Genomic DNA, 15,437 nt, shown 5'->3' with positions numbered 1-15,437 from the left:
ATGAACGAGCGCACACCACAGATGCAGGTAATGCTTGTGCTATCCTTTGTGCATCTGAAGAATCAGGTGCCAATTACTTCGAGAGCCACGACGATCCAACGGTTCAGGTAAAGCGACTGAGCAAGCGAATTGAAGCTCTCGGATTCCAGGTCACCGTAGCAGAGAGGGTCGCCTAGGCCCGAGCATCTCACAACGCAAAGACCAGCTCGCATCGTCGGATGCTTAGGTTTTGTCGTCCCAGTTCTTTAGGTGGTGGGGCATTACACTTTAGACTCGGTGTGTCGGTCGCAAACCACCACTTGTCGTCCACCGATCGCTCGGGATTAAGAGCCGAGTGTGGTACTTTCAGCCCGTGATGGAGAGCAAGGTCCCCGGCAAGCCCAGCCAGCATCGCATCGAACACCCTACTTCTAGTACTGCGAGGCTCGATGTCGAGCATTTTATGCCTGATGTGATCGTTTGCATCCTCAAAGTCGATACAAAACTGTTCGACGCCACGTACGGCTTCGGGCCAGCCGTACCGATCCAACGCCACCGCAATGGCACCTGCTAAGTCATCCATTGTCACCCCTTCACTCTACCGAGGGGTGACCACACCGTACCTGGGTATCATCCACCTGTAAGCGGCAGCCCACCCTTCAAAGACAACTGCGTTGGCCATCCATGGGCAACTCACCACTGATGGCTTTGGAGCAAGGGAATCATAACTGGGATGTTCGTGGCCACATAACGCACTGGACATTCCAGCGTTAAACCACCAGCTCCGGATGGGTCATGTTGAGCCAATACCACAACGTGCTGCGCCAGCAAACCCGTCGCCCAAGGCCGAAGTTCCCCTCAGGTCAATCCAGTTTCACCCCAAAATTGAGCCTTAAACAGCAGGTTCTTGCCTAGGGTAGTAGAGAGTATCGGCATGTATTCTCACAAATGGCGGGGATTTCTTGGGTTTGGACTTGACATGAGTGCTATCGACATATGAGGCAGTGAGTCTCTCGGCCAAGCGTGGCGACGTATCTCGAGAAGGCCACAGAGCACCAGAGAGCATGGCCGCTGCCAGAGAGCATGGCCGCACAAGCCTTAGAGCAGTTGTTATTTCCGTCGGTTGAGACGCCAAAGAGTCCACCTGGGCTACCGGACTGGGAGAAGGTGGCCACCGAGCTCGCAACGCATCAGCACCTGACGCTTCAGCTTCTCTGGCGCTAAGTACAAGGAGCGTGATCCAAATGGGCTCAGCTACCCACGGTTCTGCGCTCGCTGCCGAGAATGGAAGAAGATCAATCAGGTGGTCATGCACTTTGAGCACCAAGCGGGTGAGAAGCTCTTTCTCGACTTCGCCAATGACACCGTCGACCCAGCCGCGGATCCATCGCTTTGGCCAACGACTGCGCCCAATCGACCATTGGCAACACAACGGGCCAAAAGGTAACTGCTCGCTCAGCTGCGCAGAAGGAAATCCGCTTCATCCTCCCCAAAGAGCGCCTGAAGCATCGCCCGTAAACGAGGATGATGCTCGAGTGATCGATCCTGGGCGATCAACGCCCTGGCATGCTTACGGGCCTCGAGAACGAGCTCCCGATCACGGCTAAGCGAGGCAACCTTGAGGTCGGTTCGTCCGGCCTGGCGGCCACCGAGCACCGTCCCCTCACCTCGGAGCTCGAGGTCGATCTCGGCAAGGGCAAAGCCATCATCACTTTTGACAAGTGCGCCAAGTCGCGCCTCGGCGACCGTAGAGTCGACCTCCGAAAGAAGAAAACAGTAGGACTGCTCTTCCCCACGCCCGACGCGGCCACGGAGCTGGTGGAGTTGGGCGATGCCGAAGCGGTCGGCATCCTCGATGATCATCACGGTCGCATTCGGAACGTCCACCCCCACTTCGATCACCGTGGTCGCCACCAGCACATCGATCTCTTGGGCACGAAAGGCCCCCATCACCTCATCCTTGGCCGCCGAGGAGAGCTTCCCATGGATCAGACCCAGTCTCAGTCCGCTCAACTCAGCCTGTTGGAGCCGTTCAAACTCCTCGGTCACCGCTCGTAACTGGAGTTTGGTGCTTTCATCCACCACCGGGCAAACCACGTACCCTTGGCGCCCTTGGGCGACCTGGTCGCGCAGGAGTCCAAAGGCTTCATTCGCCTCCATCGGCGTACGCGCCCAGCGGGTCTCGACGCGTTGGCGACCTGGCGGCAGTCCTTCGATCACGGAGACATCGAGGTCCCCATAGACGGTCATCGCCGCCGTCCTCGGAATCGGCGTCGCCGTCATCACCAGGGTGTCCGGTGAGCTTCCCTGATCGAGGGTCACACGATCGGTCAGCGCAGAGCGCTGCTCGACACCAAATCGATGTTGTTCATCGACCACCACCAACCCAAGCGACGCGAAGGAGATCTCGTCGTTAAAGAGCGCGTGCGTACCAACCACGATATCGAGCGCACCAGATGCTAGGTCACCAAGCAAACGACGTCGCCGAGCCGCTGGCGTCGACCCGGTCAACAGATCGATCGTGACCGGGCGAGGCTCCCCCTTAAAGAGGCGCCCGGTCGCGTTGTCTGGTAGGCGAGCCTCGGCGACCAGCGTGCTGATGGAACGATAGTGCTGCTCGGCAAGCACCTCGGTGGGTGCGACCAGCACCGCCTGGTGACCACTCTGTACGGAGATTAGCATCGCCACCACCGAGACCAGGGTCTTGCCGGAGCCGACGTCTCCTTGCAAGAGTCGATGCATGGCCCTTGTCGAGCCCATATCCTCTGCGATCTCAGCGATCGCACTTCGCTGGCCGGCGGTGAGTTCGTAGGGAAGATGCGCAAGAAACTCCCCTAGGAGCCGCGCAGATCCAGGGAGCAATGGGTTCGCATCATGGACCGTCGCCACAGCGCGAGCCTCGCGTTCGGCTCTGAGCTGGGCTAGCTTGACCTGGAGCAGGAAGAGCTCGTCGAAGGCGACACTTTTGCGAGCCACCTGTCGAGTCTGCTCGTTGGTCGGAAAGTGCAGCTGCCACAGCGCCTGGTAGATGTCGTACACCCCCAAATGCCCCCGCAGCGACGGCGGAACGATGTCGACGAACTCGGAGTACTCGGTAAAGACTTGGGCTACCGCTCGCGCGATGTCCGACGAGTTCAAGCCAGCAGCCTCACGTAACGAATACAGCGGGACGATGGCTCCCGTCTTGTCACCAATCGGGTCGACCAAGGGATTCGTCATCTGGCGGCGTCGACGAAAGAGTTCGACCCTCCCAAAGACCGCCACCTCACCGACGATGGAGGACAGCTGCTTGGCGCGGTAGGGCTGGCCGAAGAACGTCAACGTGATCTTGCCCGACGCGTCGACGAGCTGAGCTTCAACGATGACCCGGCCACCTCGGGTCGGGATGCGCCGTGCATCCATTACACGACCGACCAGGAGGACCTGCTCACCGGGGATTGCCTCACCGATCGGCACCTCACGAGAGCGGTCGATGTAGCGGCGTGGAAAGTAGGTGACGAGGTCATAGACCGTCTCGACCCCAAGGGCCGCCAACGCGCGGGTTCGCGCTGGACCGATGCCGCTCAGCTGACTGACACTCGCTCGGGTCAACTCATCCAGACGAACAACTGCTCCCACGCGCCTCCTATCTCCACATCCGTCTACTCGAACAGGCTACTCGTTGTGCGAGGTCGATCTTGGGAGCCGAGGTCGCTGATCGGTCGCGCGTCGAGCGAGTTCTCAGCTCGTACGCCCCAGCAAACTACTGCCTTTGCTGTCAGCCCCGCCCGGTGATGAGCGCTCAGACACCGAGGCACAGCGCCCAGGGGGCGAATCCTAGGCGTCAGTGGTATCGATGACCGGACGCTACTATTCGACCCCGACCAGGAATGGATACAGCGGTTGATCTCCATGATGGATCTCAACGGTCAACTGGGGGTAGTGCTCCTCGAGTTGGTGCTCGATCGAAGTGACGACTCGCTGGTCGACACCCTCTCCAACGAGTAGCGTGACGATCTCCGAGTCCGGCGAGGATAGCCGGTCGACCAGCTCGATCACCACCACCTCGAGGTCGCTGCCGGCCGCCAGGATTCCGTCGGCTCCGAGGCCGATGAACGACCCAACCGAAAATTCGCCGCGTTGCCCGCCGTGTTCGAAGGAGCCTGCGCGCACCGCAATCGTGACTTCGCCCCAGGCCACCTGTCGAGCAGCCGCGGTCATGTGCTCCACGTTGGTATCGATCGTCGATCCTGGATCGAAGGCCATCAGTGCTGCGAACCCTTCTAGCACATTGACGGTCGGGATAATCTCGACCCTCCGATCGACCAACTGCATGACTGACTGGGCTGCGGCCTGAATATTCGAGTTGTTCGGCAATAGCAACACGGCTTCGGAGTTTGTTGCCTGCACGGCGTCGAGTAGCTCTTTGATCGAAGGGTTACGTCCCTGACCTCCTACCACCACCGATTGGACGCCAAAGGATTTGAAGAGTCTGGCGATACCACTACCCGCCGCAACAGCCACCACACCAGTGCATTGACCAGCCTCGGGCGCCTCGGGGTTCATCAACCCCTCACGCACCCACGCCAACTCATCAATCTGGTGCAACAAGTCGGTAACCGAGATATCCGACACCGGCCCCGCCTGGATGCCAGCCTCGATCGCTGGACCGATCTCGTTGGTGTGGATGTGACAACGATAGACACCCTCGGCACCGACCACCACAATCGAGTCACCGATCCCAGACCAGACGGTCTTCATGGCATCGACCTGAGTTGGCGCCGATTCCAACGAAAACATAACCTCAAAGCGCATCTCCGAGGTGCCGGCACTTTCGAGCTCGACCGTCGACAGATCTGGAAGCACCGCATCGGTCAACTCGCCAGCTCGCTCTAGCCAGGGGTACTCATCCTCATGCTCCACGTGAATGCCAAGCGCCCCAGCCAGGGACTCCAAGACAACGATAAGTCCGGCGCCACCGGAATCCACGACCCCAGCACGCTTGAGAACTGCCAGCTGCTCAGGTGTGTACTCAAGAGCCGCTCGCATTGCCGAAAGACTGTCTTGAATCGGACCATGTCCAACCTCAGCACCAGCAGCGATGACGCTGAGCATCGTGCCGGCCTTTGGATTCAACACCGCAGCGCTGGCAGCGGCGGATCCCTCGGCGAGTGCTTGATGCCAAGCCGATTCAAGCGGTTCGTCGCTACTCAATGCTCGTAGCACGGCCTGGAGAATCTGGGACAGGATAACGCCTGAGTTTCCCCGAGCACCCAAAAGCGTGGCTTTAGCAATCGGTCGATACCAGTCTGCAATCTCGGCTTGGCCCATCTGATCGAGGGCGCCCACGCCGGCGCTCAGTGTGGCAAGCATGTTCGAACCAGTATCCCCATCGGGAACGGGAAAGACATTGAGGCGATCGATGGCACTACGATGACGCTCGAGGCTTGCTCGTGCTGCTCGTAAACCTGATTGCACCTCATTTGCGCGCCGAAACTGCCCTGAATCCACTCAGGGCATGATAGCCTAGAGGGTCGACAAAAAAGTCAGTTGTTTGCAAAACCGTTTCCGAAGGGAGCCCAAGCGTGGCCAGCGTGTGTGAAATCTGTGGCAAGAAGCCCGGCTTTGGGATGAGCCTCTCGCATTCTCACCGACGCAACAAGCGTCGTTTCAACCCCAACATTCAGCGAATTCGTGTTCTTGAGAACGGAACGCCTCGTCGGCGCAATGTGTGCACGTCCTGCATCCGCACCAACAGGTTGGTAAAGCCCTAGCTATCGCATGACCAGCACTCGACGAGCCATTCTTTGGCAGTCATTTGGATCACCAGAACAAGCCGCAGACATCATGCCGTTTCTCGAAAACGTCACGCGTGGCCGGGGTGTGCCCGAAGAGCGTCTTCGTCTCGTTGCCACCCAGTACCTTGCGACTGGTGGATCGAGCCCATTGAACGCCCTCAATCGAGAGTTGATCCGTCAACTCGACGCTGCACTCAACGAGATCGGGATTAAACTGCCCATCTATTTCGGCAATCGCAATTGGCATCCCTATCTCATCGACACCATCGACGAGATGCGTCGTGATGGCGTCGATGAAGTCCTGGTGATTCCGACGTCGGCCTATAGCTCCTACTCAGGCTGTCGCCAGTACCGCGAAGACCTTGAGGGCTGTCAGGTCGAGTTCAAAACCCTGACCATCAAGCCGTTCTCGCAACACCCACTCTTTGTGGCGGCACAAAGAAGTATCCTCGAAGACCATCTCGCAACTCACAACTCTATCGATCCGCGCACCACTAGGGTTTTTGCGACAGCACACTCTATTCCTTCAGCGATGGCATCGACCTGTGAGTATGAAAATCAGCTCGCCAGCATCTGCGCATCCCTCCAGGAGCTCCTCCCCGATGGGCCAGAGATCGAGCTGGTCTATCAAAGTCGATCTGGCAACCCCAGAACACCGTGGCTCGTTCCGGACGTGGCCGACGCCATCCGTGACGCAGCCAACTCCGACCAACGGTTGACCAGTATCGTCGTGATCCCGATTGGCTTCATATCCGACCACCAAGAGGTCCTCTACGACCTCGATATCCTGGCAAGGGATGCGGCCGTGGAACGTGGACTTTCATTCGAACGACTCCCGACCGCTGGAACCTCCCCTCACTTTCTCGCGATGCTCACCGAGCTGGTCGCAGCCTGGACGAAGGGCGAGGACCCCAACACCCACATACCAGGGTCCCAAGCTCGCTGCCATGCGGGCTGTTGCCTTTCGGGCGCCGAGCCGTCACCTCACCAATAACATCCATACAGCCAGCTCACATTGAACCAAAACATCTGCAATGGCTACCACGATTCGGGGCGACCACGATTCGGGGCCATCACGGTGACGAGCAAACGACACGTTCGATAACGAGCGCCAGGGTACGAGCATAGCTAATCTGACACTATGTCATACCCAACCCTGGCTGACTGGACCGATGACGACCGATCAATCGTCGATGACATCACCGCCTACTTGGGCCTTGCCGGTGGGACTACGTCCCACCGAACCGAGTTGAACGGGAGCGGTGGCGCGCTCTGGCCCGGTGTCGTTGGTCTTGCCTGGATCGTGCCTTGGCCGCAGCCAGCAGGCACCATGTGCCACACACGCAACCAAACCGACGTCCATACTTGCGACTCCTGATCCCCCATCATTCCCTCTATCGCTCGATTGGTCTATAGGAACGAGATTGACACCCCAACACCTCATTGTTCGGACGACAAGGAGCCGTCGCGTACCAATCTGGGCTGTCTGACTTCTCGCGCAGTACCAGCGATCACCACAAATGAGTCTTGGCAAACCCGAGTTTTCTCCGGACATGGTCGAACCATCAACAAAGAGATGCGTGCCCGAAGCCGATCCGTAGTGCATAAGCGCGCCACACCTCCAGCCTCCCGACGCCACACCCAAGGGGCCATCCAGCTGCACCGTAGGAGGTAGGGCCAAGGCCAAAACACTCCCCCGCGACACCTCAAGCTACGACACTACGGCTTCGCCGACCGGACAGACTGGCTCCGCCAGTATGCGGGTTCCGCACTAGCTCGAAACGATGAGGACGCATGGATGCCTTCCCGTGCCCAACCAGCAAGCGGATTGAGCGCGAACCACGCCGATACCATTTCCGACACTCGTACGCCACTGTAGCGAACTGAGCAGTACGAGCAGGAAGCAATCACCAAACGTAACTTCAGCACTGGTTCCATGACGCTCAAGTTCCACTAGGAGCGTGCTGAATAAGCCCGATTATTGCCAAACTGAGATGCTAAAAGTCCCGGTCAGCGAGCTGTGATTTTCTTGAAACATGACTTATTTAGCACGCTCCTAGCGGCGCAACGTAATCGCGGCGGATATGGCTGCTTGACTAACCCAGGAATGTCACGATCCGCTGCTGCCGCCGCAATCAGCATGGGTTGATACATCATCTCCTGCGACCACAGCACCTTGACTTTGCGCAACAAAGAAACATCTCGGGGACAGTCGGCCCGGCCCCAGCATGTCGCACACCACATGCCTTACCAAACACCAAGCCGATTGGGAGCAAGGGTACGCTTCACTCTAAGCCAAAGAACGCCTCGCGCAGTGTCTCATTGTTGCCGAACTCTCCCGTTGAGCCCGAGAACTTCACTCTTCCTCCCTCGAGCACCGATACAGAGTCAGCGATTTCTAGAAACGATACATTTTGCTCGGCGATGAGCAGCGTAGTGGTCCCGCGTAGTTCGCCGAGGCGCTCCACTACTTCGGCAACATACCGTGGTGAGAGACCAGAGGACGGCTCGTCCATCACCAGAATAGTCGGCTGGCCGACGAGCGCGCGGGCGATGGCAACGAGCTTTCGTTGTCCGCCAGAGAGACCTCCTGCCAACGTACGGCGCCGCGACTTTAACTCATCAAAGCGCGCATACGCTGCCTCGATGGCCTCCTTCCTCTCAGACGCGGGAATTCTCAAGGCACTAATGCGAAGGTTGTCATCAACCGACAGATCAGGAAAGATCCCAGCCTCACTGGTGTACCCCAACCCACGATCGACACGTTCACGCGCTGTTAGCGCATTGATGTCACGACCATCGAAACTGACGAGACCTGACCAGGTTGGAAGCAATCCAACCAATACCTTGAGAAACGTTGACTTCCCAGCACCATTTGCGCCAAGGAGCACATGCACCTCGTGTTCCTGGACTGCAAGATCAACACCCCAAAGAATTTGCATTCGTCCGTAGCCTGATTCCAGGCGCTCAACCGCCAGCACTGGTTACCTTCCCCAGAAATACCTCCTGCACCCCCTCGTCCGCCAGTGCGTCGCGCAATCGTCCCTCAAAAACAACGCGTCCCAAGGTTAAAACATAAACCCTATCAACTACCTGCTCAAGAAAGCCCATCAGATGCTCCACGACAACCAGGGCCAAACCTTCACTTACCAGCGACTGCAGCATTGTCGCCACTTCTTGGAGCTCACCGGGGGACAGTCCCGCAGCCAACTCATCCACGAACAACAAGCGAGGCGACATGACAAGCGCCCGAGCGAAGTCAAGACGTTTTTGTTGCGCGGCCGTCAACGCGCTCGGAGAGCTACTGGCAACCTCTAACAGGTTGACCTTAGCCAACACCTCATCAATATCCTTCGGTGCGCGCGCATGCTGAGCCGCAACGGAGACATTCTCGCGAACAGTGAGAGAAAAAAATGGCTTAGGGATCTGGAAGGTTCGATTGACCCCAGCTGCGGCCAGCTGATCCGGCCGCTTCCCAGTCACGTCAACCCCATGAAACACAATGCTCCCACTGCTCGGAGCATACAACCCACACACGGTATTGACGAAGGTTGTCTTGCCGGAACCATTGGGGCCGACAAGTCCGACGGCCTCCCCGTGACCGATTGACAACGAGACGCCATCGAGAGCCCGGAACTTCCCAAAACGGGTAACGAGATCGGCAGCGACAAGTAAGGGTGATGCAACCCCCTTTGCTGGGGTCCCCTCCATCAGCTCACCCTCCCCCGTGCAAGTCGCCCTTTCACCATCTCCACCAACCCAGCCAAACCCCGTGGTGCGAACAGAACAAGCAAAATGATGATCAAACCATAGATCAGCTGGAAATACTGTGGATTCGAAACACCCACCACGTTATAGATCGCATAGAGCAGAGCAGCACCAATTGTGGGACCCCAAATGCTCCCGACCCCACCGAACAGCGCGAAAACGATGGCAAGCACCGAAATGGTCACATCAAAGACATCCTGAGGATAGAACACACTGATCGCCCAACCATAGATCGAACCACCGGCGCCAGCGATCACAGCAGCAATGATCCAGGCGTAAAATCGGTCTCGACCAACGTTGATGCCAGCCATCGCGGCTGACTCCGGATCATCCCTGATCGCCTTCAGTGTCATCCCATAATGAGACCGTCTAATCAGCGCCGCAATGAGAATCGCGACCCCGGCGAGCCCGACGGCCATGCCAAACGACCAGCCGGACGAGTACGCCGCGGCAAGATTCAGTCCATATGGACCGTTGGTAATGCTAGTGAGCGAGGGATTCGAGATAATGGCATAGAACGCTTCACCAACGGCGAGCGTGACCAGGGCGAAGTATGCTCCCCTCAGTCGGAAGAGGGGAAGCAGGATTGCTCCCGCGATAGCTCCACTCACCGCGCCAACGAGTACCGAAGCGGGTCCCGGCAAACCCCAATGCAGAATTCCATAACCACCGACATAGGCTCCGATGCCGAAAAAACCAAAATAACCAAAAGGCAGATAGCCAGTGAATCCATAGATGATATTAATTCCCTGGGCAAGAGCGATATAAACCGCCATGTCGACAAGTAGCAACTCATTCGCGTACACATGTACCGCGATGAGAAAGACCAGAACTGGAATTACAGCAGCCAAGCCGGGTGATATATATCCGCCGAATCTCGCTCGCGTCAACCATTTGGAACTCGTAGCATCGTCCTTTTCGGAGAACTTAAGCGACACGCTGCCTCCGTCCGAGTAGACCTTGTGGTCGCAACAGCATGATGACTATGACCAACGCATAGGGAACCAAGTTGGTCCAACTAGACGCGTAGACCTGTACCAACTGAGAGACAACCCCAAAGATCAGGGCAGCAACCAAGGTACCCCAAGGATTGCCCAAGGAGCCGAAGACGATAATTGCAAAGGCTGTGATCGTCAATGCCACACCATCCGTCGGGGACACTCCCCCAAAAATAAAGATTCCGACCGTGCCGGATACCGCCGCCAGCCCAAACCCTATACCGAAGAAAAGCCCCGACACACGACCAGAATTTAATCCAGCCGTTACCGCCTCGATAGGCGAGGACATTACGGCACGGATCCGTAAGCCAAAACCCGTTCGGAACAGTAACCATAAAAATATTCCGAGCACCGGTATCGCCACCAACGCTGAAACCCACCAGATTCCGGGATACGATTCCCCGAACAAGTGCAGGGAACTCGAGGGGATGGCATTGGTCGGCAGAGAATGCTCATTCGGACCAAAAATGATCGACGCCATCGCCTCGATCACCTGTGACAATCCAAAGAACAGGATGAGGGACAAAGTCTCTGGATCAGCGGATTGCATCAACCTCGGTGTGAGGTAATGCTGAACCAGAAAGCCCAAACCAATCGAGAACGGAAGCACGATGATCACAGCAAGTAATGGCGATATATGCCAGGTCTCGTACAACTCCCACGCGGCATATCCCCCAAGCACAACGATATCGCCATGGGCAAGATTGACAATGCGCTGGGCCCCAAAGACAACGTTGAGGCCCATAGCAAACATAGCGTAATATAGCCCTAGCAGCAACCCACCGACTACGGCAAACTCAAAGAGCATCTACACCACCATCGGCACATTGGGAAACTGCATGCGGGTCCACCCTCCCCGAAAACCGGCCGTACCGACGTAAAGTATCGTCTGTCACGGAGCCGGATAGAGAGCCGTCGCAGTCGCCTGGGACGAAGGATAGACCGCGTGAAGTACAACCCCGGAACTGGACGGAAACAGCTGCGCAACTGGCAAGCGCTCTCCGACCTGTCCGCCCTCTGAATCGATCTCGAACTTTCCATCCACCGTCGTGAGATTCCCAGAGATCGCCTGTGCGCCTGCACGAATCGCCGCCTGACTCAGTGATGTCGCGTGTTTCAGGGACCCTTCAATCACCAACCCTGTATTGTAACCAAGCAGCGACAGCGTGTTGAGCTGACCCGGGTAGGCGGCCGCGAACTGGGTCTTGAACTGAGCAGTGTTGAGGCCTTCCGTCACGGTTGGGTAGTTAACATACAGGTTCGTCCCGTAAGTGTACGTGTACTTGAGTCCAGCTGTGCCAACCTGACTCTGAAATAGGCTCAGCAGCTGTCCCGGGAATACGGTAAACACCATCTTGTAGTGCTGGCCCGAAGACTGAAGGTTCTGTAGAAACGCGGTATCGTTTGGCTGATAACCCAGTTCGAGTAACGCATCTGGATGAGACGCTGCGACCGACTGCAAAATGGTAGTGTAGCTCGAAGTACTGGTTGGAACACCTTCGTAGACAACCGGGGTGATCCCAGCTGCGGCCAACTTACTCTTCAGGGTGATCGCCTGGGATTGATCAAAATCGTTCGTGTCGTAGACAATCGCGACCTTCTTAATCTTCTTAGCAATCAGGAACTGTGCGAGCGGTCCAGGCCAAATGTTAGATTCGGGTAGATCACAGAGAACGATGTCGTGATTTTGAGGAGTAAAGAAAGGTATACCAGTCCCACTTTGGTCGAACAACACCACCTTGTGAGCCTCAGCGAGGGACACCGCAGGCGCAGTGAGCACTGACCCAAAGTCAGATACAAATATATTGACCTTATCCTGGGTGATAAGTTGCTCATAGAGGGTAGCCGCAGTGGATGCGGAGCTCAGGTCGTTGTAGTCAACAAGCTTGACTGGGATACGCTTCTTGTAGGCGCCGACATAGACGCCGCCCTTTTTGTTCTCTTGTGTGATCCAGAATTTCAACCCATCAAGCTCAGGAAGCGATGACGTGGCATAGGCGCCAGATCCCGCGTACGTCGTCCCAATAGTGATGTCCTTGGGCGCCGAAGAGCTGGAAGACGGTGACGACGATGACGATGATGATGAACCGCAAGCTGCGAGCGTCATGCCTAAAACAGCCGTCAGGCCAAGTGCAGGTAGAAACCGCATCGATGAATACCCCCCTTAAGAGTGTGCTAACTAGTTGTAACACTACCACCAGTGCCCCTGTCTGATGCAGTGACTAAACAAATTCTTCAGAAATTTCTCAGCGATAACCCAGCCACGGGAACAATCTGGCCTAACGTGATGCATACTCACCACTCGTATACTGAATCACCGACGGAGACAAGGCCTGAACATCTGTTCCTCCTAGTAAGAATGGTTCCGTAGGCATCCTATAAACTAAAATCACTTTAGCAGACAAACTATACCCAAGTGCACTACAAACCGGCCATCGCAACCACCAGCTACGTTTCACGATCAAGTCTGGGCCTCCCGAGCGGGTCGAACAATTCCCACCTTCCTTTCCAGGCTTCTCAAGCAAGCTAACAAATCAACTAGGGGCGTCAGTGAGAGCCTCAGAAATGATTTCAGGAACTCTAATGCCATTATTAATTGGCAACCCAACACAGACCGTGAGAAGGCTCATGACAATGAGGGAGGTGATCCGAACGTGTGAGTCAAGGAGACGTATGAACGCAAATTCCCTGACACTCAACGAACTAGACCCGCTTTACATCGAGACCAGCTCAGCTGGCCTTCGCACGACAGCGCTGCGAAATTCATTCATCGAAGGCATAATCCCGCATTTCATGCAGCAACAGCATAGTTCTGCCAGCTGAAGCCTTCGCCACCGTCCAACACCCAGTAGATCGCAACAACATCGCGATCACGATCCCCGAGGGAAGCCGTGAACGATGACGGCTCACAAGCCACCCTCGTCAGCCTTGCCCTAAGACTTTGCAGGTATGTCATCGTCAAGAACCAGAAGCGACAAAGTCGCCATGGGGAGCACTCGCCCATCAGTTTATGACAAGCACGACAGAAAAGTTTGAGCCAGTTTGACTGAGTACAGAATTTCTCTGTAGTTGTCGGTACACCAGAACAACCAGGAGGGGCGGAGTTACTCCGGTCACCTCCCCGACTTGTTGGGGTGAGCCCGCCTATGTCGGCACCGATCCCGAAGCGTGCGCTCTTGCTTCGCCACACAGGGAGGTTGTATCCCGGGTTCTTGGGCAACGGTGACCCAAGCTCACGAGGATCTCACAACCCCTGGACGATCATGCCCAAACGCTCACCCGTCGCACGTTCGGTCGCGACCCCAACCGTTGATGAGTGAGTTTGTGCTGCCTGGCCGCGTCGGAGGCATACGCAACCTGTACGTACCCCTCGTCATCGATTGAGCACCAACACGACGAAACCGGCCACCCAACAATGAACTTCCGAGTCGAGTGGCGCGACGACGCGGCGAGACCCAGGCCGTCAGGCTTGAGCGTCTCTTCTCAGCACTTCATTGCGCAGAGCCCGGCTGCCGATGAGCATCGCGAAGGCGGCGATAACGCCAAAGACGGCATTAATCTGCCAGGCGACAGCAAAACTGATGTGATCGACAATGATACCAAATAGGAGCGGCCCAAGCAGGGAGCCACAGTAGAGGCCGGCTTGGGTGATGCCAGTGGCGTGTGCAATCGCCCCGGGGTACACCTTGGTGATCGCAAAGTTAAACACTCCATTCCAACCCCAACCAGCGGCATAAGCGAGCACGATAGCGCCGACGATATAACCATGGCCACCCAGTGAAAGGAGCAGGTAGCCAATGGCGCCAACGACTAGCATCGCCGCGACGACACGAAGGTGACTCCCCTCGCGATGATCGGCGAAGTAGCCCGAGGCGATTCTGGTCACGAACGAGCTGGCGCTGCCCAAGGCAGCAAGATAGCCTGCCGTTGCAGCAGAGAACCCAGCGTGTACGTTCGAGCTCACCAAAAAGGCACCCATCGCATTGGCTGCGCCAGCACCGAAGGCCATCCCAATGGCAAGAACGACCAACGGTGCGACAACAAGATGGGTGCGGACACGTTGCCTGGCTTCATGGGGTGCATTCAACGCCGGGGGGATTGCAACGAGAACAACGGTGCCAAAGAGCGCAGCACCCAGGTAACCGTATTGCCAACCGATGGTGAGCGCTACCAAGGGAACTGCGAGTCCAGCCAGCAGTGTCGACAGTGGCACCGCTGCCTGCTTGATGCCAAAGGACAAACCCTGGCCTTGAACCTTAGTCCGACCAACGAGAAACTGATTCACCGTCGGTTGCATCACCCCGTTGGCCGCCCCGGCAACAATCAGGGAGAACAGAATGCTAAGAAAGCTGCGATCAATGATCGCGATCGTAAGCAGGCTGACGACTGATGCACCAACCGCCAGACGCATCAGACGTTCGACACCAAAGAGTGCCACACGCGGCCCAACAACGAGCGAGAGGGGAATCGACGAGAAAAAAAAGGTCGACACACAAAGGCCGAGCTCGGTGGTGCTCAGTCCAAGGTGGTGTCGGATCACCACGGCGAGCGCTCCGGTCAAGAAAACTGGCAGCGTGGTGGCGGTCGCTGAAGCGACCGATACCGTGAGTGTGGCTAGGCGTGACGCTCGATTCATGGGTTGATGGCAGTCTATGAGCTGGCGAGCGAAGGCCAGGTAACGCATTTGCGTCGGCCGATCTGATCCTGATGACTCACGATGCAGACGAGTCACTGGATGTGATCGAGAGGATCTTCGTCTCTAACGCAACGGCCATTGACTGCCTCGTCGGGCCTGCGCCCACATCTCCTACCCACAATCTGGCACCATAAGATACCGTGTGAAGTGTTGCCCCAAACGCCAAACCCACTACGAGGTACGTACCTCAAATGTTCGGAAATTACCGATGACCTCATC

Annotated in this window: 12 protein-coding genes; 2 read left to right on the top strand and 10 right to left on the bottom strand. The window is 56.9% G+C overall.

Translation table 11 applies throughout. The features are described from left to right. Positions 1 to 187: 187 nt before the first annotated feature. The 3 genes from MP439_03290 to MP439_03280 form a co-directional block, all read right to left on the bottom strand. Positions 188 to 562 (bottom strand): hypothetical protein, encoded by a 375-nt coding sequence (locus MP439_03290; protein MCI2975085.1) that lies wholly within the window; start codon positions 560 to 562, stop codon positions 188 to 190. Between the two features lie 872 nt (positions 563 to 1,434). After that, entirely contained in the window at positions 1,435 to 3,597 is a 2,163-nt protein-coding gene (gene recG / locus MP439_03285; protein MCI2975084.1) for an ATP-dependent DNA helicase RecG, read from the bottom strand. Between the two features lie 231 nt (positions 3,598 to 3,828). Further along, positions 3,829 to 5,469, bottom strand: coding sequence for a DAK2 domain-containing protein (locus MP439_03280; protein MCI2975083.1), 1,641 nt, complete (start codon positions 5,467 to 5,469; stop codon positions 3,829 to 3,831). A gap of 119 nt (positions 5,470 to 5,588) precedes the next feature. Between MP439_03280 and MP439_03275 the strand changes: the two genes are divergently transcribed. Then, positions 5,589 to 5,732 (top strand): 50S ribosomal protein L28, encoded by a 144-nt coding sequence (locus MP439_03275; GenBank protein MCI2975082.1) that lies wholly within the window; start codon positions 5,589 to 5,591, stop codon positions 5,730 to 5,732. Positions 5,733 to 5,739: 7 nt separating this feature from the next. Further along, the gene (gene hemH, locus MP439_03270; GenBank protein ID MCI2975081.1) at positions 5,740 to 6,750 is read left to right on the top strand and encodes a ferrochelatase; all 1,011 of its coding nucleotides are present in this window, start codon (positions 5,740 to 5,742) and stop codon (positions 6,748 to 6,750) included. Positions 6,751 to 6,939: 189 nt separating this feature from the next. Here hemH and MP439_03265 read toward each other — a convergent pair whose 3' ends face one another. The 7 genes from MP439_03265 to MP439_03235 form a co-directional block, all read right to left on the bottom strand. Further along, complete coding sequence (locus tag MP439_03265) at positions 6,940 to 7,119, bottom strand: hypothetical protein (protein ID MCI2975080.1); 180 nt, start codon at positions 7,117 to 7,119, stop codon at positions 6,940 to 6,942. Positions 7,120 to 8,041: 922 nt separating this feature from the next. Further along, entirely contained in the window at positions 8,042 to 8,737 is a 696-nt protein-coding gene (locus MP439_03260; protein ID MCI2975079.1) for an ABC transporter ATP-binding protein, read from the bottom strand. Then, a complete protein-coding gene (locus MP439_03255; GenBank protein ID MCI2975078.1) occupies positions 8,724 to 9,467 on the bottom strand; it encodes an ATP-binding cassette domain-containing protein in 744 nt (247 codons plus the stop codon). Before MP439_03255 ends, MP439_03260 begins: the two co-directional genes overlap by 14 nt. Beyond that, on the bottom strand, positions 9,467 to 10,375 hold the full coding sequence (locus tag MP439_03250) for a branched-chain amino acid ABC transporter permease (protein MCI2975077.1): 909 nt from the start codon (positions 10,373 to 10,375) through the stop codon (positions 9,467 to 9,469). The genes MP439_03255 and MP439_03250 overlap by 1 nt, the downstream gene beginning before the upstream one ends. A 76-nt stretch (positions 10,376 to 10,451) precedes the next feature. Next, positions 10,452 to 11,330: a branched-chain amino acid ABC transporter permease gene (locus MP439_03245; protein ID MCI2975076.1), complete on the bottom strand. Its 879-nt coding sequence runs from the start codon at positions 11,328 to 11,330 to the stop codon at positions 10,452 to 10,454. A gap of 84 nt (positions 11,331 to 11,414) precedes the next feature. Continuing rightward, positions 11,415 to 12,671, bottom strand: coding sequence for an ABC transporter substrate-binding protein (locus tag MP439_03240; GenBank protein ID MCI2975075.1), 1,257 nt, complete (start codon positions 12,669 to 12,671; stop codon positions 11,415 to 11,417). Positions 12,672 to 13,985: 1,314 nt separating this feature from the next. Then, a complete protein-coding gene (locus MP439_03235) occupies positions 13,986 to 15,158 on the bottom strand; it encodes an MFS transporter (GenBank protein ID MCI2975074.1) in 1,173 nt (390 codons plus the stop codon). Between the last annotated feature and the right edge of the window lie 279 nt (positions 15,159 to 15,437).

Source organism: Ferrimicrobium sp. (assembly GCA_022690815.1).
Taxonomy (GTDB): domain Bacteria; phylum Actinomycetota; class Acidimicrobiia; order Acidimicrobiales; family Acidimicrobiaceae; genus Ferrimicrobium.
Note: the sequence above shows the minus strand (reverse complement) of the source record. Positions and strands in the feature narration are given on the sequence as shown.

What these genes read in the sequence shown, in the direction of transcription:
- MP439_03290 (MCI2975085.1), bottom strand. Translation starts at nt 562, where the DNA reads ATGGATGACTTAGCAGGTGCCATTGCGGTGGCGTTGGATCGGTACGGC.
- MP439_03255 (MCI2975078.1), bottom strand. Translation starts at nt 9,467, where the DNA reads ATGGAGGGGACCCCAGCAAAGGGGGTTGCATCACCCTTACTTGTCGCT.
- hemH (MCI2975081.1), top strand. Translation starts at nt 5,740, where the DNA reads ATGACCAGCACTCGACGAGCCATTCTTTGGCAGTCATTTGGATCACCA.
- MP439_03275 (MCI2975082.1), top strand. Translation starts at nt 5,589, where the DNA reads ATGAGCCTCTCGCATTCTCACCGACGCAACAAGCGTCGTTTCAACCCC.
- MP439_03245 (MCI2975076.1), bottom strand. Translation starts at nt 11,330, where the DNA reads ATGCTCTTTGAGTTTGCCGTAGTCGGTGGGTTGCTGCTAGGGCTATAT.
- MP439_03265 (MCI2975080.1), bottom strand. Translation starts at nt 7,119, where the DNA reads ATGGACGTCGGTTTGGTTGCGTGTGTGGCACATGGTGCCTGCTGGCTG.
- MP439_03235 (MCI2975074.1), bottom strand. Translation starts at nt 15,158, where the DNA reads ATGAATCGAGCGTCACGCCTAGCCACACTCACGGTATCGGTCGCTTCA.
- MP439_03240 (MCI2975075.1), bottom strand. Translation starts at nt 12,671, where the DNA reads ATGCGGTTTCTACCTGCACTTGGCCTGACGGCTGTTTTAGGCATGACG.